Consider the following 18,267-nt stretch of genomic DNA (forward strand, 5'->3'; position numbering starts at 1 on the left):
GAAATGAATAGGGGTTCTTGCTAACGCATGGCGCTCGCGATGCTGAGTTGCCGCGTCGCCTGTTGCTGCGCGATTAGCTGCTCTGGCTGAGTGGAAGCGCTGCCCCACTGCCGGCAGGCTTCCTGCCAGGTAGCGAGCAGCGTTGGCGTCGCCCGGCCGTTGCGCCAGGCTTTTTCGCAAAGTTCGGAGGCGCGGGCGAAATCGGCGTTTCGCAAATAAATCTGTGCCATACGTAGCACCGTTTCCGGGTGCTGCACGTGCAGGGCTTCCAAGCGGGTGCTCAAACCGATAGCGACATTGCTTTGCACCGACATGCCCGGCAGGTTCTCGTAAGCCCATTGCACGGCAAGCCGGCATTGCAGGCTTTCGGAGCGAAGATGCAGCTCACCCTCGGCCATGAACGCGTGCATCAATGCATGGGAATACGCTTCTTTGGCCTGCTCGGGCGGTAGTACGTTGCCTCGGGCGAGTGCGGTAAGCGCGACTGCAAGCGCGTTATCGCCACTAGGGACGCGTTTGTAAAGCAGATCGAGCAACGTTTGCGCGGTATCCAGACTCTTCAGGCGCGCACCACCTTCCTCAATCGCGGCACGCTGCCGAAGAATGTCGGCACGACGCCGCTGTGCGACATCAGCGCTCGCTGGAAGCTCGCAAAGGTGCACACATATCGCCTCAGCCTCACTGTACTTTGCGAGTGCCACGTCACCGAACTGGCACTCGGCCAAGAAAATGAGTGCATCGATCCAGACAAGCAATATGGTCGGCTCGCCACCCGCCAAATCTTCCGCATAGCGCGACTGCATACCGCGCAGCGAAAGCAGGCGCGAAGCACCCTTCTGGCGCTTCGCGCGGCGGAGATCGATATCGATGTGGCGCGCGAGCCATGTTGCAGGCCTCTCCACATCGGAAGCCATGCCCAGATCGATCCACTTCCTCGCTTCTTCATAGAGCGATTCGGCTTCGCGATGGTTCGCATTGTCCGCTCGCAACAATAGCGTGCTGACGAGTAGCCACGGCAACGTCAGTGTTTCTGTATCGGGAATGGTTTGCCGCAGCAAACGTTCCCATGCCTCCAGAATGAAGCTCTGTGCCGGCTCGCTGCTCATGCCCATCACGTTAGGCAGTGTGCTGTCGCGCTCGATAAGGAGCGCGGGAATATCTTCACCATCCGGTATTGCAATGGCTTCCAACTGATCGAACAGTTCGGACAGCGGATTGTCTCTGGAGGCACGCACTGAGACATTTTCATTTTCTTCGACGAACCGCACCTCTTCTCCGCCTACGGATTCCAAAGGCAACTCGTCTGCCTCCGGAGTCGCTTGCGCAATATACGCAGACAGGGAAGCGGGGAGAAAGTCGATCGGCGCCGCAGCGTCCCAATGCTCATATCCTTCGTAATCGAGTGCCTGATACGACCATTCCAGCCACGAAAAATCGATACGACCGGTTTCAACATGCGGGGTCTCTGAGGCCGTTACAGCTTCAAACCGTACTGGCGTTGCATCCTCAGATGATCTTTCGCTATTTGGTTGTGGTGATGTCTGCACCGATTGCACAGCCACATCAGTCGCTTCACTACAAGTTTTGCCAAGCGTTTCGACACGCCGCCGGCGATAGTGTGCCGAGCCAGTCCATATCATCGCGATCAAGGCGAGTGCCGCAAGCAGCCAAAACCATGGAAAATCGGATCCTGACCTTTCGTTGGCAGGCCTGACAATGGATGGCAACGGTGCGTTGCTGGTATCCACTTCGCTCGCCCCGGTAAGGGGCGCAACGTCGATAGCCGACGCTGATGACAGCGTTACCGAAACATCACCCACGACGCGATCAATCGCTGCTACTGCTTGCTTGCTGTTGCGTCCACGGGGTGTCGTGTACGCACCGAGGGATGCGTTCACTTGCGCCAGTTCCGTCGATGGTGACGCAGACACAGCTGCTGTATCGAGCGGCGAGTCGTTTTCGGACTTCAGGCCGACTTGCGCCTTAGCCGCAGTTATCGCGAGCGATTCGGAGACAGCAGTTTTTGCATACAACTTCGTCTTGTCCGGCGCGCGGTAACTGCATGCAACCAGCCCCACCAGCAGCGTAAGAATGCTGACACAGCATACGTAGCGATGTCCGATACGAAACGGAAACGCAGCGACCTTGGCCAACATGCGATCAGCATTGTCTTCCGAAGTCATCATCACGCTTCCCCGGGAAATCTACTTGATTACAAGTCACGACGAACGACATTGCACGCAGCGTCGCTCGTGTTCTCGACAGTAGGATTGTTCCGTGATCCAAAGATCGACGGGATAGGAGAAATACGAAACTACGGCCGCCTGGCCTTCTACTTCAGATTCGAAGCAAGCAACTCGTGAAGAATGGTGTTGCGATCTAATCCTTCAGTGCACAGCCGTCGCTTGCTCTCCCGCCGCCGCTTGCGATGTGCGCAAAAACACAGCACCCGCCACAGCCCCCAGCGCGGCGAAACACGCTCCTACCAAAAAGGCCAACTGATAGCCCGACGTCAGCGCCAGCGTGTCCATGCCACCTGCCGCTGTCACACCCTGCGTACGGGCCGCTGCCAAACTCGCCAGCACAGCCAGACCCAGTGAACCACCCATCATGAATGCCGTGTTCACAACGCCTGAGGCCAATCCCGATTCGGATGGCCCTACGTCGTTCATCGCCGCCAGCAAAACAGGATTGAATGCAACGCCAGCGCCGATACCCAGCAGAACCATGCCCGGCAAAATGTCACGCAAGAAGTGGCCATGCTCCGGCGCATTCGCAAACAACAACAAACCACACGCCGCCATGGCGAGACCGACCACCAACGGACGACGGATACCGAAACGCATCACCAGCTTCGCAGACAGCCCAAGCGAAAACACCGCCATGATCAAGTTGGCAGGCAGGAAAGCGAGACCCACTTCCATCGGCCCGTAGCCGAGCACGAGCTGCATATACAACGCGGAAAGAAAAAACCAGGCAAACATCGCCGCCGCCCAAAGCACGCCCACGACGTTGGACACCACCAGATTGCGCAGCCGAAACAGACGTAATGGCATCAGCGGCACGTGCACGCGCGCTTCCAACCACAGGAACACCACCAACAAAGCGACTGCAATCGCCAACTGCCCCACCGTTCTCGACGAAAGCCAGCCAACTTGATTGCCGTTGACGATGGCATACACCGCCAGCATCAACGCGGTGGTCACCGTGATCGCACCCCACACGTCCAAATGTTTGGATGCTGCCGTTCCCGTCGCTGCCGGCAGCAAGCGCAGCGAAGCTACCACCACGCCAATACCGATCGGAAGATTCACCAGAAACACCCAGTGCCAGCTCAAGCTGCTGGTGAGCACGCCGCCGAGCATGGCGCCAAGACTGCCACCGCCTGCGCACACGAAACCGTACACACCCATGGCCTTGGCGCGATCCTGCGGATCCGTAAACAAATCCATGATCAGCGACAACGCCACCGCCGTCACCACCGCACCACCCAAGCCCTGTATGGCGCGCGCGACGACCAGCGCGATCTGCGTGGTGGAAAGCCCGCAGGCGAGCGAAGCCAGCGTGAACGCAGCGATACCGATCAGGAACAGGCGTCGATGCCCGTAGAGATCGCCCAACCTGCCGCCCAACAACAGAAAACCACCGTAGGTGAGCAAATAGGCGTTCACCACCCAGGCAAGCGTGATGTCGCCGAACTTCAGATCCACTTTGATCGAAGGCAAAGCCACGTTAACGATCGTGGTATCGAGCACGATCATCAACACACCCAAGCAAAGCACGATCAAGGCCAGCCAGCGTCGATCGGGATGCATGGAGATATGAGAATGATGTGCGGCCGGCGAATGCGTCATGAGATGCCTTTGAATGCGGATGTGCTCTTTTGGGTACGTCGAACGAGCCATCCTGAAATCGACATCGCAAGATATCACTCTCGCACCGTTGGCGGCCCGCACTTATCGTGTGACGCAGCGATTCCAGCATGAGGCCGCCTGCTCCGGGCGCATGCTGCGCCGCGGTTTGACACGCGTGATTTAGATCGATCAAATTCGGCCTTGGCGTAGCTTCATCACTCGTACGCAATCTACAGGGGTCATCTAATGCCCGGTTTCACTGCTCGCTCTCGGCAGACACTGCTCTTCCTTGCGCTCGCCTTCTGCACCACCATCATCAGCGCAGATGAACATGGGAGCTTCTATACCTCCTTCGAAGCGGGCGAGCCGGCACCGCCAACCAGTGCAGCCAGCGCTGCTTTCAGCATTGAGATCGATGGTGGCCCTTCTGCCGAAAATGCCTATACCGCCAAACCCGGTGTCGGCTTCACTGGCCTGCATTCGCTGCACTACGAAGGTCACTCTGGCGGCAAGCAAGAAGCCGCCCTGTTCGATGTGGATCTGCAGGTGCAAGCAGACACGCAACTGTCGTATCTGTTGTTCCCCTGCATCAGCAAAGGCGATCTGGCCGATCCTTCTACCTATGTTGCCGTCGATCTGGTGTTCGACGACGGCACGCGTCTTTCTGCCAGCCAAGCACAGGATCAGCATCGCATTCCTGCAAACGCTCACGCGCTCGGCACCAGCCGCACGGTTTATGTAAACCAATGGAACAAGCTGACGATCGACCTGGGCAAGGTAGCCGCCGGGCGCCGTGTTCGTCATATCGTGCTGTCGCATGACGGCCCAGCCGGAAAGATCGAAGGTTATCTTGACGATCTGCGCATCGGTCCAGCACCAGCGCCCGCCACAAATGATCGGCCGAGTGACTACGTGAACATCCTGCGTGGTACGAATTCCGGCTTCACGTTCTCGCGCGGCAACAACGTCCCGGCTGTCACGTTGCCGCACGGCTTCAATTTCTGGGCACCCGTAACCGACGCCAGCTCGGATTGGATGTACCAGTATCAGCAGCGTAACGACGCCGACAATCGTCCGCGCATCGAAGCATTCTCGCTCTCGCATGAGCCCAGCCCGTGGATGGGCGATCGGCAGACGTTCCAGCTCATGCCCGCGGCAGCTGCCAGCGGCGCACCCACCGCCAATCGCGAGAAGCGCGCATTGAGCTTCAGCCATGCGAACGAAGTAGCTCACGCGCACTACTACAAGGTGGCATTCGACAACGGCATCATCGGCGAAATCACACCGACTGATCATGCCGCGATGTTCCGCTTCACTTTCCCGAGCAAGCGAGGCCAACTCGTATTCGACAATCGCACGGATCAGGGTGGCATCACGCTCGATGCCGCACATCGCAGTTTCAGCGGTTATTCCGACGTCAAGAGCAAACTTTCGACGGGCGCGACACGCCTGTTCTTCTACGCCGTGGTCGATCAACCGGTCGCCGAAAGCGGGCAGCTCACAGGCGAAGGCCGCGATCACGTCGCAGCATGGTTCGGCTTCGACACGTCGAAAACAAAAACGGTGAATGTACGCATGGCCACGTCACTGCTCAGCCTTGAGCAGGCCAAGCACAACCTGGAACTGGAAATCACACCGCAGGAAAGCTTCGACGACGTGCGCGAGCGCGCGAAAAAGACGTGGGACGAACAACTTGGCATCGTGCAGATACAAGGTGCCAGCCACGATGAACGTGTAACGCTGTATTCCAATCTCTATCGCCTGTTCATGTACCCGAATTCTGCGTACGAGAACACCGGCACAACCAGTGCTCCGGTTTATCGCTACGCAAGCCCCTTCTCACCCGCTATCGAAGAGAACACGCCCACGCAGACGGGTGCGCGCATCGTCGACGGCAAGGTGTTCGTGAACAACGGCTTCTGGGATACCTATCGCACAGCATGGCCCGCTTATGCGCTGTTGATGCCACAACAGGCCGGCACGATGATCGATGGCTTCGTGCAGGAATACCGCGATGGTGGCTGGATCGCGCGTTGGTCATCGCCCGGTTATGCCGACCTGATGGTCGGCACCAGCGCCGACGTCGCTTTCGCCGACGCGTGGCTGAAAGGTGTACACAACTTCGACGTGCAGTCGTTCTATCAAGCTGCCTTGAAAGACGCCACCGTGGTGAGCCCGCTGCAAGGCATCGGCCGCAAAGGCTTGCAGCGCTCGATCTTCAACGGCTACACAGACTATGCGATCAAAGAAGGTTTTTCCTGGTCGATGGACGGCTATATCGCTGATTTCGCGATCGGCAATCTTGCCAGCGCGCTGGCCACGCACCATGGCGAACACGATCCGTATCAATCGCACTATGCGGAAGATGCCGACTACTTCCACGATCGCGCGCTGGATTACGTAAATCTTTTCAATCCTGACATCGGCTTCTTCGTAGCCCGCGATGCGCAAGGCCGCTGGCGTTACACCAAGCAGAACTTCGACCCGCTGCGCTGGGGTGACGATTACACCGAAACGAACGCATGGAACATGGCCTTCCACGCACCGCAGGACGGCGCAGGCCTTGCTGCACTGTATGGCGGACGCGAAGCACTCGGCGCGAAGCTGGATCAATTCTTCACCACACCCGGGATCTATCACGTCGGCGGCTACGGCGAGCCGATCCACGAGATGTTTGAGGCACAAGCCGTGCGCATGGGCCAATACGGCCACAGCAATCAACCATCGCATCACATCATCTATATGTACGACTACGCGGGCGAGCCGTGGAAGACACAGGATAAAGTCCGCGACGTACTATCACGTCTGTACCTGGGCAGCGAGATCGGCCAGGGTTACCTGGGCGACGAGGACAACGGTGAAATGTCCGGCTGGTGGCTGTTCAGTGCCGCCGGTTTCTATCCGCTGCGCATGGGCACGCCTGAGTACGTGATCGGCGCACCGTATTTCCCGCACATGGACATCGCACTGGAAAATGGCAAGCACATCGTGATCAATGCGCCATCCGTGAGCGATGAAAATCGTTACGTACAAAGCCTGCGCGTGAACGGCCAGCCATGGAACAAACTGACCTTGCCGCACGAATTGTTAGCGCAAGGCGCAACGTTGGATTTTGTGATGGGGCCGAAGCCTTCCAACTGGGGCAGTGAAGAGCAGGCATTGCCGCCGTCACTGACTACCAGCGACAAACCCTCCCCCATGCATGATCTTGTGGGACCTGGCCAAGGCGAGCCTGGCGGCTATCCAGCCCTATCCAATCTCAATGCTTTGTTTGATCACACCAGCGATACCGAGGTGCAGCTGCCCGGTTCGCAGGCTGCCGTGAGCTGGCATTTCCCCGAGCCGCGCGCGGTAGCAATGTATACGTTCACCTCGGCCAAGCAAGCGCCGGCACCGTCGAACTGGACGTTGGAAGCTTCCGATGATGGGAAACATTGGAAGGTGCTCGATACGCGCAAGGACGAACATTTTCCGTGGACGCGACAGACGCGGGCTTTCGGCATTCACCAGCCAGGACCTTATGCGTATTACCGGATTCGGTTCGACAATGACGCGCCGAAAGCGTTGGCAGAGATTGCGTTGTTGGGGCGGTGATGCGCGTTACTCCCTCTCCCCTCCGGGGAGAGGGCTGGGGTGAGGGGGCGAACCTCGCGACATGGTTAGTTCCACGCGAGATTCAAGAGAAAATTTTTACGCACCGAAAATCCCCGCATGCCTAACCCCTCACCCTAACCCTCTCCCCGAAGGGCAGAGGGAACTGGTTTTCGGCACGGTATGCAGCTACCCGCACGTCAAAGCAAAAGCGAACGCACCTAGCCCGAAAGTCATGCTCACAAGCCCGCCTAAAGCGGGCTATGTTGGGGAACTCGTTCCTCACATATAAAGGTGATCGCCATGCAGCGATTCAGATGGATTCTCACCGCCGCGATCTTGAGCAGCACGACGGCCATGGCCGCTTTGCCCGCCACGGTGGGTGGTGCGCCAACGGCAAAATCCAGTCACCCGGATATTGGCATCGATTTAAAGGGCGTCGATCACGGCGTGAAACCCGGCGATGACTTTTTCCACTACGCCAACGGCACCTGGGTGAAGACCACGCAGATTCCGGCCGATCGCTCCAGCACGGGGACCTTCCTGCAAGTTTTCCAACTAGCCGAGAAGCAGACGTCCACGCTGATTCGCAACGTTGCACAAGGTCATGCCGCGCCGGGCTCCAACGAGCGCAAGATCGCCGACTACTACGCCGCCTACATGGATGAGGCCAACATCGAAAAACGCGGCCTCACACCGCTGAAGTCGGAATTCGCGCTCATCGATGCGATCAAGACGCGTGATGACCTCGCCAGCGTGCTCGGCAGCCAGATGCGCGCCGACGTCGACCCGATCAATGCCACCAACTTCCAGACCGAGAACTTGTTCGGCCTGTTCGTGACGCAAGGGTTGGAAGATCCCTCGCGCAACATGGCCTATCTGCTGCAAGGCGGTATCGCGATGCCAAGTCGCGATTACTACCTTTCGCAAGACAAAGATATGGTCGAAGCGCGCGCCAAGTACCAGACATACGTGACCTCGTTGCTGAAGCTCGCCGGCACACCGGATGCCGAAGCGCAGGCAAAGGCCATCATTACGCTGGAAACCAAGATCGCGCAGGCGCAGGAAAGCCTGGTCGACAGCCAGGACGTGCATAAAGCCAACAACGTGTGGAACGCGGGTGACTTTGCGCAAAAGGCGCCAGGCTTAAACTGGGATGCCTATTTCAAGGCTGCAAGCCTGGATGGTCAGAAACAGATCGACGTATGGCAGCCATCCGGCATCACAGGCCTCGCCAAGCTGGTGGGTAGCGAATCAATCGATACCTGGAAGCAGTTGCTGCGTTATCACGCCCTGGATCAGGCTGCGCCGCTTTTGCCGAAGGCCTATGCGGACCTCAACTTCCAGTTCTACGGCACCACGCTGCAAGGCACCCCCAAGCAGCGTGAGCGGTGGAAACGTGCTGTCAATGCAACCAACACCGATCTTGGCGACGCAGTGGGCCAGCTCTACGTGAAGCGCTACTTCCCTGCCTCGTCCAAAGCAAAGATCGAAGAACTGGTGAAGAACATCGTGGCGGCCTTCGATCAACGCCTCGATACGCTGGCATGGATGACACCCGCCACGCGTGCGAAGGCCAAGGAGAAGATCGCCACGCTGCGCGTAAGTGTCGGCTATCCGGATACCTGGCGCGATTACAGCTCACTTCAGATCAGCGCCGATGATCCGATCGGTAACCACGAGCGCTCCGTGGCGCAGGAATACAAGCACCAGCTCGCTAAGCTCAGCCAGCCGGTGGACAAAGGCGAATGGTGGATGACGCCGCAGACAGTCAACGCGGTCAATCTACCGCTGCAGAACGCGCTCAACTTCCCGGCCGCCATCCTGCAACCGCCATTCTTCGATCCGAACGCCGATATCGCTGCCAACTATGGTTCGATCGGCGCAATCATCGGTCACGAAATCAGCCACAGCTTCGACAACACCGGCGCCGATTTCGATGCACAAGGCAAGATGGAAAATTGGTGGACGCCTGCGGACGCTGAGCACTTCGAAGCTGCCACGAAGAAACTGGTCAAGCAGTACGACCAATACGAAGCACTACCCGGCCTGCATGTAAGCGGTCAGCAGACGCTGGGCGAGAACATCGCAGACGTCTCCGGCCTCACCGCGTCGTATGCGGCTTATCACGCCTCGCTCGGCGGCAAGCCGGCGCCGGTAATCGACGGCCTCAGCGGTGATCAACGCTTCTTCCTGGCCTTCGGCCAAGCATGGCGCTCGAAGATTCGCGATGCAGCGCAGCGCCAACGGCTTGCCACCGACGTGCACGCACCGGCGGAATTCCGCGCGCTAACCGTGCGCAATATCGACGGCTGGTATGACGCCTTCAACGTGAAATCAGGCGAGAAGCTTTATCTCGCGCCGGACGATCGCGTAAAAATCTGGTAAGCATCAAAACAAGCAGAAAAACAGAAAAAAGCCGCACTCCTTGGAGTGCGGCTTTTTTAATCGGGAACAATACGCTCAAAGAATTTTCAGCAAGCCTACTGAAAAGCACATGAAACGAGGACCTGTCAATACGAAGAACGCTGTCTTTTCCGTAGTACACGTCTTGTTACATTGAGCGCGCAGGGGAAATCTTCCACTACAAACGTAAAGGACACGCATCATGTTCCGCATTAACAGCCGTTTTGCCCGTCAAGCCATCGCTGCTTTCGCCTTGACTGTTGGTGTATCGACCATCTCCTTTGCGCAGACAGCGACGAGCAGCACTCCAGCAACGACCACTTCGACCACGCAAACAAACGGTGCGACGCAGGCTTTGATTGATATCCTCACCTGCACTTACTGCAACGGCGGCGGAAGAATTGTCGCTAAATGAACTCAGCTAACCCATAAGGGATGCGTGAGCGCCAATGTGCCTTTCTTCACTCTCTGGGCGCTCTCAAATAATAGAGCCGTAACACGCACGCCATCCTTTTCTTCTCGAATGCGTAGCTCACCATCGAATAGCCGGATGAGATTTCGTAATTCTCGGAAATCCAGCGCGTCGGCGCCCAATTTCGGCGCCACGCGCTCACGCTCCCCCGCAAGGCTGATATTACGCGCGATCGCCAATTCGCTAAGCACTCCGTCAACACGCAACATAACCCAGCGATGACCCTGCGTACTTCCCTCGCGCATAACCACATCAACGGCAGCGCACGTAAGATCCGAGCTCGTACATACGACGGCCGCGCAAGCAACACGATAGATGGCCGCCTGCATGCTTATCGATAGAATCTCAGAACGCTGTCCGGTTACCCTGAAGTTATACGTCAAACCGGCCTCGCGCAGCACACGCCCAATCGAATCGCGAAGAGCTGCCTGCAACCCTCCCTGCCGCCATGCGCTGGGATACATGCTCTCAGCCAGACGATATATGCGTTGTTGAAGCAGGCTGGCCTGCCTGTCGTAGGCTCTCCTCTCCGTATCTGAGGCGACATGCCGAAGCTTCTCCGAGACATTCAATTGCTCGACTTCCAGTACCCCCAATAATGATTCCATTGCACGCGATGCCTGCTCAAGACGGCGCTCACCAAAATTCAAGCTGTTCTTGGCAGCCTGCTGTGCTTGCAACACATAGGTAGCAACTCCCTCCTTCTGATTACTTTGCGTGGAGATATACGCACCCAGTGCATATAGGCAAGTCACCACTATGACCACATAGGCCTGGACCTGCATCATGTCTTCGTCGGGTTTGCAAACAAAAAGCACGCAGAGGCACGTCACAACAAACGTACTTCCAAGCACTGAAGCACGCCATCCATACCTGAGCGTGAGCCACACAACAGGCAATAGCATGGCTGCGCGCGCCACTTTCCCAACGCCACCCTGATCAACACAACTCAGGGCCAAAAGCCCTCCCATCGATGGCAACACAACCAGAAAAATATCGCGCGCCATGCGATTGACGAGCAATTGCTTCAACTTGAAACGCCATGGCGCCTGCCATTGTTCCAGCCTAGCCAGCAACGCCCACGGCAAAATCGTAATCATGCCTAAATAGTTGCCAAGGAAGTACATGATCGTCCCCACGGCGGGGGCCACATCTTCTACCGGTTGCAACGGCTTGGCAGTTAGATACAGCAGATAGCTGATAAACGCCCAGATCAAGGACAGCAGCAACAGGCATTGCAACAGAGCACCTATGTTGACCAAGCGTCGTGACGGAAACAGCGCCAAACGCTTGCGACACCACCACACTATCGGCATTCCCAAGGCAATAGGCGGTATGGATGCGACTGCTAGCCAAATCCATCCAAGATCCATCCCTTCTCTATGGTTCCACCACGCCAATGGAAAAATCTCGCCTGCGACCAATGCTGGCCAAAAGCGATAAGGCATCAGAAGAAGACATGCGACACGAAGTCCTGACGTAAGCGTCCACTGCGCATCGGAGAATGGTCGCATCGCCAAATAAGCAAGCATGTAACCCACGGCGACGATAATCTGCGTCAGCCACACATTCTCTTGCAATCCCTTTTTCACTTCTCACTCTCCTGCAAAGCAGCCACAACGCGATTTCCTTCACACGCGGTGCGACCCATCACACAACTGCCAAGAAAAGCACGGAATGGTGAAAAACTACGGCATGGCTAAGCCAGACCCTATAAGGGATCATCGAATATGCGTGAAGGCGTTGACGTAAATTCGAACTAGTCAGAGATAACGGCAACGTAAGCGTACTAAGTAGGTTGAGGTGCAAACCCCAACATCCCGATCCTGAAAGACATGGCAATGTTGGGGTTTACACCCCAACTTACGCAGTCAGGTGGCCGTGCGCTTGATACGGCGTTCAGGCGATTCCCAAGCCTTCGATGCCCGCAATAGCTTGCTCATCGAACCCCGCCAATCCGGCGAAGCGGCGTCCGCGTTCGGCGTAGTCGTGGAATTGATCGAAACTCGGTGCACCCGGCGAGAGCAATACAGTGCCGCCTTCAGGTGTGATGATGCGTGCCATTTCTACGGCGTCTGTCAGCTTGTCGACATCACCCATCGGCACGTCCGCCCTTGCAGCGCGCAAGGCAGCGGCGATGCGCGGACCATTCGCGCCTTGCGTGATGACGCGCAAAGCCGTGCGTGACTTCACCGCATCGACGAAGGGCGCCCAGTCCAGGCCGCGATCATGACCACCGACGATCACGGTGACCTCCCTGCCCTGCAAGCTTTCCAACGCAGCGAGCGTGGCTAGTGGTGTCGTGCTGATGGAATCATTGATCCACTGCAAGCCATCGCGTTCGCCCAATGGCTGCAGGCGATGCGGCAATGGATGGAACGAAGCTAGTCCTTGCGCTGCTGCAACGGCGTCGATACCCATCGCTTCCAGCGCGGCGAGCGCTGCACACGCATTGAGTGCGTTGTGTGGCCCAGGCACGGCGATGCGCGCCAAGGGAAACACTTCCGTTTGACCGCGGCGAATAAAACCCTCCACCACGTGCCAGCCCTCGGGTTGTCCGAACAGCAAACGTTGCGAATGCTGGGTTGTCTTCTCCAACAACGAAGGCTGTTGTGCATTCACCAACAGCCGCTGTGCACTGTCGACCAGTTTGAGCTTGTCGGCTACATAACGCTCACGCGAGCCATGCCAGTCGAGATGTTCTTCGTAAAGACTGGTGATCACGCCCAACGCCAACGGACCGGCCTCACTTGTCTGAAAGCTGGACAGTTCGATCGCCCACAAGTCGGCTTGCTGGTCGAGCAGTTCGAGCAAAGGCAAGCCGATATTGCCTGCCAGCGCTGTGCGTACACCCGACGTACGAGCGAGATGCGCAATCAGCGCCGTCGTGGTGCTCTTGCCCTTGGTGCCAGTGACCGCGATCACGCGCGCCTGCGGATTCTCCGCAAACCACAATGCCGTACCGGAAGTGAAACGCGTGCCCTGCGCCTGCGCCGTGACGATGGCCGGCTTGTAAGCGGAAATCCCGGGCGACTTGATAACGAGGTCATAAGCGCTCAGCGCGACAGCATCGGGCTCGCGTGGATAAACGCGCAATGCCGCGTCCAGTGCCTGTGCCTCGGCGGCTTCCGCTTCGCTGCAGTAAAGCGCCAGCGGCAATTCGGGAAGGCGTTTGCGCAAGGCCTGAATGGTCGCGCGTCCTTCGCGCCCGAATCCCCAGATTGCAACACGCTGTCCGGCAAGTTCGGCAATACGCATATCAGCCGATCGCCGCGAGCGCCGCCTGCAAGCGGACCGGTACGCGATGTTCGCCCGAAGCGTGCAGCCACGGCTCCAATGCGAGTTGTGAAACATCGAGCTGCGGCAGAATTTCGCTACGGAAACGCGCCACCAGCGTATCCTCTTGCCATTCCGGGCGTTGGCTCAACGTGTACATCGCTGCACGTGCTTCCGCGCCTTCGCCCACACATTCGAAGGGTTTGTGGTCGTGATACTCAAGCAACGCGTCGAAGCCTGCAGCCTGCGTTTCGTCATCGAGCAAGTTGCGACCAAAGATGGCGAGCAAGCGCGGCTTGGGCAGGAACGGCGCCAGCGCCAGAAACACGAAATGGCACTTCGGACACTGTCCGCACCAGCGATCCGCCGGTTTCGGCCCAAGAATCTTGAAGTTGCGGTTGCAGCTGGAAAACGCGTCGAAATACGGCGTTAGCTTGGCGAATGCTCGCGTGATCGCAAGTTCCGAGTACGGACGCAACAGGGAGCAGTAATCCAGATCCGAGGCAACGTGGGTATGCAGCCAATCGGTAAGCAGTTGCTCGAAAGCGTAGCCCTTGCTCCACTGATGATTTACTTGCTGCCCTTCGTATTCCAGCGTGGCGGCCGAGGCGGAACGCTCGTTGGCGAAGGCAATGCTGTCGAAACCATAGAGCACGGCGGCAACGGCGAGAATCGCCGAGTTCACCGCCGTCACCGGAATATGACCGTTCCAGGCACCGAGCCGGTTCAATTCGAACAAGCCGGGGGCGAGTTCGCGCTGGATATTGAGCATGGGCAAACCGGTGCGCTCCGCACACGCGGCAATCAACGGCGAATTGCCTACCCAAACCGCGGTCGCCTCGCCACCGATCTGCTTGATCGCTTCCACGGCAACGAGCGAATCCTTGCCACCACCGATCGGCACCAGCGTGCGCTTGGGAAGATGCAAGGCAGCTGCCTCCACCTTCCCCGACGGCTCTCCGGAGCGCGGGAACGCAATACGGCCACGCAAGTCCAGGCCATTGCGATAAGCAAATTCGGCCAGGCCGTGCAGGTAGAGTGCCTCGAGCAAATCCGCCGTGGCATCGTCCAGCGGACCATCGGCCACTTCGATCTTCGGTGGCACACCCGCCTTGTAGTAGCTCACACCCGCTATGTAATGCAGCAGCCTGAGCGCGGCATTGAACGCGTGTTTGCGTTCGGGCGTCAGTGCAGGCGGCGCGGGGAAGCGCACCCGCTCGATCAACTCCTCGCCCTGGTCGAAGGCGTAGACCAACTCAGCCACGCCGTCGGCGTAGCTGTGGCGTACGAAGCGGAAGACCTGGGTCAGGCGGGGTTGGATCGGGTGGGTCACTCAGAAACTCCAAACTGTCTTTAACTTTCTCGCGAGGCTGCCCCTCACTTCAACCCTCTCCCCAGAGGGGAGAGGGTGCTGGATATGGCAACTTCGCGCTCTACTCCCTCTCCCCTCCGGGGAGAGGGTTGGGGTGAGGGGCCACACTCGCGAGAGCCTCCAAAATCACCTCAAGCACCGCGTAAGTATTCGTCAAAACATCATTGTTCCAAAATCGCAGCACGCGATAACCAAGTGTCTCTAACCGTTGCGTGCGGTATGCATCCTCTTGCATCTGCTCCGCGTGCTGCCCACCATCCAGTTCGACAATTAATCTCGCATCCGAACAGACGAAATCGACAATATAACGATCAATTTCATGCTGCCGGCGGAACCTGTATCCAGACAGCGGCCGACCACGCAGGTGATACCACATCAATCGCTCTGCATCAGTCATGCTGCCGCGCAAGTCCCGCGCCTTGCGGACATTCATCCGCTTCATCCCTGAGTTCCTTTCTACATCTGGCGAGGTTGACCCCTCACCCCAGCCCTCTCCCCGAAGGGGAGAGGGAGCTAAAGTGCGGCGTCACTCGATGACGATCTCTTCCGCCTCATCCCGCAGATTGTACGGCGAGGACATCACCTTTCCGTAAGCGCCAGCCTGGGCAACCAGCACCACGTCGCCCTCCTGGGCTTCCGGCAGGCGGCGGTCCGAACCGATCACGTCGCCGCTTTCGCAGATCGGGCCGACTACCTGGTAGAGCGCGGTGGCCGGCTCGTCCAGGCGCGTGAGGTTCACAATCTCGTGCCAGGCGTCGTAAAGCGCCGGACGGATCAGGCTGTTCATGCCCGTATCCACGCCGAGATAACGCCACGAACCCTTACCCTTCTGTTGCGTCACGCGAGTGATCAGCACGCCCGCATCAGCGACCAGATAACGTCCCGGCTCCATCCACAACTGGTAATGCGGATAAGCCGCCTTGACCTTGCGCAGCGTTTCTTCGAGCGCTGCGATGTCGAGCTGCGCCTCACCGGGATGCGAAGGCACGCCGAGACCGCCGCCGATATCGAGAAAAGCGACGCTACCGATGCGTTCAGCGATGGTCGCCAGCTGGCTGTACACCTCGCTCCAATGCTTGACGTCGAGAATGCCTGAACCCAGATGCGCATGCAGACCACGCACAGTGACGCCATGCGCATCGGCCAGGCGCAGGAACGCATCGAGCTGATCTACCGGCAAACCGAATTTGCTGCCGCTGCCGCCGGTGCGCACTTTTTCGTGATGGCCCAGGCCGCGCCCAAGATCCAGACGCAGCACGATTTCGCGCCCGCGGAACACATCGCCCCAATGCTCCAACGGATAGAGCGAATCCAGCGACACGGTGGCACGCGTGGTGAATGCCCACGCGTAATCTTCGCGCGGCGCGAAGTTGGGCGTGAACAGCAGCGGCGCCGATTCGGGCACCACTGCCATCACCGCTTTCAGTTCGCCGGGCGACACGCACTCGAAACCGAAACCTTCTTCGGCGAGTGCGCGCAGGATGGCCGGATGCGTATTGGCTTTCACTGCGTAATGCAGGCGATCCACTGCGCCGAGTGTCTTCAGCGCACGCGCCTGCTTGCGCACGGTCGGCAAGTGATAAACGTAGCGCGGCGTAGCTTCAGCACCGAGCGCAAGCAAACGCTCACGCTCTTGCATGCGCCACCAGGCATCGCTTGCGGCAATCGTTTCACCGCTGCCGTATAGGCTTTGCCAGCTCGGCCCGAACAAGGCACTGTCATCGGTACGCAAGGCGCCAGCAGCAATCAGCATTTCGTGCAGGCGTGGCACCAGTTCGTCCACCACGCTCTCGTCGACCACGAAAGTGAGGTTGAGATTGTTGGACGACTGCGAAATCAGGTGCACGCGCAACTGGCCGAACTCCGCCAGCACACCGGACAAGGTATGAAGCATCGAACGCATGCCGCGGCCAACCATGGTGATCGCCGCACACGGCGCAATCACCTTGACGCGGCAAACCTTGGCCAGATCGCTGGCGAGCGCGGCGATGGCATCGGAATCGAGCAGGTTTTCGGTGGGGTCCAGCGAAACGGTGACGTTGGTTTCCGCCGAACTGATCAAGTCCACCGACAAGCCGTGCTGCTTGAAATGCGCAAACACGTCGGCAAGAAAACCGACCTGCTGCCACATGCCCACCGACTCCATCGAAATCAGCGTGATGCCTTTGCGCGCGCTGATCGCTTTGACACTGGGCGCGTGCTCGCGCACTTCCGGACCGATCACGGTGCCTTCAAGTTCCGGACGATTCGTATCCTTGATCAGCATCGGCACACGCGGCTCGCGCAACGGCGAGAGGCAGCGCGGATGCAGCACTTTTGCCCCGGTAGAAGCGATTTCCTGTGCTTCTTCGTAATCAAGTTTCTGCAACAGGCGCGCACCTTGCACCTGGCGTGGATTGGCGGTGAACATGCCAGCCACGTCAGTCCAGATTTCCACGCGTTGCGCTTTGAGCAATGCGCCGAAATACGATGCCGACGTATCCGAACCGCCACGGCCAAGCAGCACGGTGCGGCCTTGCGATTCGCGCGCAATGAAACCTTGGGTTATGAACACTTCGCCCAGCTGCGCCAGACGTTCGTTCAATGCCGGATCGGGTTTCGCCTCGACCATCGCCGAAAGCAGCTTGGTGCGTTCGTTCTGATTCGGCAGCGCCACCGCGGCCAGACACTCGCGCGCATCCAGCCACTGCGTGGGCAGATCCGTATGCGAGAGAAACGCCGCACCCAGCGCACTGGACATCAGCTCGCCGTGCGCCTGCACCAGCGCCGACCACGCGAGCTCACCCATCACCGCCGGACCTTCTTCAGCCAGCTTCGACAGCTCGCGCAAACGCGTGGCCAAGGTATCGGGTACGGACAACTGCATGTGATCGAGCAGATCGTAGTGACGCTGCGCGATCGCTTTGTATGCCTCGATACGTTTGCCTTTATCTTCCTGGGCGCACAGTTGTTTGAGTGCGTCGGTGATGCCGGTCAGCGCGGACACGACCACCAGCACGCGCGCGCCTTCGGCACGACGACTGGCAACGAGTTCGCGGATGTTCTGCCAGCGCGGCAGGGTGGCGACACTGGTGCCGCCAAACTTCATCACGATCCAGGGTGCGCCGGAGGAAAGCGGCGCGGGGGCGTTCGAGGTCACGGTTTCTCTGTCTAGGGTTGCGGGAAAAGTCAATTCCGCCAGTGTTGCAATGCGTCAGCCGGAATGCAACCGAAAATTCGGCATAGCGTTTGGATGGCTAAATGCCGGCGCGTTTTGCCCCCTCTCCCCTCCGGGGAGAGGGTTGGGGTGAGGGGCC

General features: G+C 58.5%; 10 protein-coding genes. 3 read left to right on the top strand and 7 right to left on the bottom strand.

Annotated features, from left to right (window positions below; genetic code table 11):
• Positions 1-20: 20 nt before the first annotated feature.
• Together QQJ86_RS18640 and QQJ86_RS18645 are read right to left on the bottom strand one after the other, a co-directional pair.
• Positions 21-2,186, bottom strand: coding sequence for a hypothetical protein (locus QQJ86_RS18640; RefSeq protein ID WP_284322461.1), 2,166 nt, complete (start codon positions 2,184-2,186; stop codon positions 21-23).
• A 201-nt stretch (positions 2,187-2,387) separates the two neighbouring features.
• Complete coding sequence (locus QQJ86_RS18645) at positions 2,388-3,854, bottom strand: DHA2 family efflux MFS transporter permease subunit (protein ID WP_284322462.1); 1,467 nt, start codon at positions 3,852-3,854, stop codon at positions 2,388-2,390.
• Positions 3,855-4,100: 246 nt separating this feature from the next.
• Here QQJ86_RS18645 and QQJ86_RS18650 point away from each other — a divergent pair, with 246 nt between their 5' ends.
• The 3 genes from QQJ86_RS18650 to QQJ86_RS18660 all read left to right on the top strand — a co-directional run bounded on the left by QQJ86_RS18650 (position 4,101) and on the right by QQJ86_RS18660 (position 10,266).
• Positions 4,101-7,448, top strand: coding sequence for a GH92 family glycosyl hydrolase (locus tag QQJ86_RS18650; RefSeq protein WP_284322463.1), 3,348 nt, complete (start codon positions 4,101-4,103; stop codon positions 7,446-7,448).
• A 300-nt stretch (positions 7,449-7,748) separates the two neighbouring features.
• Positions 7,749-9,833 carry a M13 family metallopeptidase gene (locus QQJ86_RS18655; protein ID WP_284322464.1) on the top strand — a complete coding sequence of 695 codons (2,085 nt, stop codon included), beginning with the start codon at positions 7,749-7,751 and terminating at the stop codon, positions 9,831-9,833.
• A gap of 220 nt (positions 9,834-10,053) precedes the next feature.
• Positions 10,054-10,266, top strand: a complete 213-nt coding sequence (locus QQJ86_RS18660; RefSeq protein ID WP_284322465.1) for a hypothetical protein — start codon at positions 10,054-10,056, stop codon at positions 10,264-10,266.
• A gap of 2 nt (positions 10,267-10,268) precedes the next feature.
• Here the strand turns inward: QQJ86_RS18660 and QQJ86_RS18665 are convergent, their stop codons facing one another.
• From QQJ86_RS18665 to QQJ86_RS18685, 5 genes are all read right to left on the bottom strand, one after another.
• Entirely contained in the window at positions 10,269-11,915 is a 1,647-nt protein-coding gene (locus QQJ86_RS18665; RefSeq protein WP_284322466.1) for an MASE1 domain-containing protein, read from the bottom strand.
• Between the two features lie 307 nt (positions 11,916-12,222).
• The gene (gene murD / locus QQJ86_RS18670) at positions 12,223-13,581 is read right to left on the bottom strand and encodes a UDP-N-acetylmuramoyl-L-alanine--D-glutamate ligase (protein ID WP_284322467.1); all 1,359 of its coding nucleotides are present in this window, start codon (positions 13,579-13,581) and stop codon (positions 12,223-12,225) included.
• 1 nt (position 13,582) lies between these two features.
• Complete coding sequence (gene murL / locus QQJ86_RS18675; protein ID WP_284322468.1) at positions 13,583-14,932, bottom strand: UDP-N-acetyl-alpha-D-muramoyl-L-alanyl-L-glutamate epimerase; 1,350 nt, start codon at positions 14,930-14,932, stop codon at positions 13,583-13,585.
• A 100-nt stretch (positions 14,933-15,032) separates the two neighbouring features.
• Positions 15,033-15,413, bottom strand: a complete 381-nt coding sequence (locus QQJ86_RS18680; RefSeq protein WP_284322469.1) for an endonuclease domain-containing protein — start codon at positions 15,411-15,413, stop codon at positions 15,033-15,035.
• Positions 15,414-15,497: 84 nt separating this feature from the next.
• On the bottom strand, positions 15,498-18,110 hold the full coding sequence (locus QQJ86_RS18685) for a bifunctional aspartate kinase/diaminopimelate decarboxylase (protein WP_284322470.1): 2,613 nt from the start codon (positions 18,108-18,110) through the stop codon (positions 15,498-15,500).
• Between the last annotated feature and the right edge of the window lie 157 nt (positions 18,111-18,267).

Origin of the sequence: Dyella acidisoli (assembly GCF_030160295.1) — a bacterium.
GTDB lineage: Bacteria > Pseudomonadota > Gammaproteobacteria > Xanthomonadales > Rhodanobacteraceae > Dyella_B > Dyella_B acidisoli.

Coding starts and splice junctions, on each gene's coding strand:
- QQJ86_RS18640 (WP_284322461.1), bottom strand. CDS start 2,186: ATGATGACTTCGGAAGACAATGCTGATCGCATGTTGGCCAAGGTCGCT.
- QQJ86_RS18645 (WP_284322462.1), bottom strand. CDS start 3,854: ATGACGCATTCGCCGGCCGCACATCATTCTCATATCTCCATGCATCCC.
- QQJ86_RS18650 (WP_284322463.1), top strand. CDS start 4,101: ATGCCCGGTTTCACTGCTCGCTCTCGGCAGACACTGCTCTTCCTTGCG.
- QQJ86_RS18655 (WP_284322464.1), top strand. CDS start 7,749: ATGCAGCGATTCAGATGGATTCTCACCGCCGCGATCTTGAGCAGCACG.
- QQJ86_RS18660 (WP_284322465.1), top strand. CDS start 10,054: ATGTTCCGCATTAACAGCCGTTTTGCCCGTCAAGCCATCGCTGCTTTC.
- murD (WP_284322467.1), bottom strand. CDS start 13,581: ATGCGTATTGCCGAACTTGCCGGACAGCGTGTTGCAATCTGGGGATTC.
- QQJ86_RS18680 (WP_284322469.1), bottom strand. CDS start 15,413: ATGAAGCGGATGAATGTCCGCAAGGCGCGGGACTTGCGCGGCAGCATG.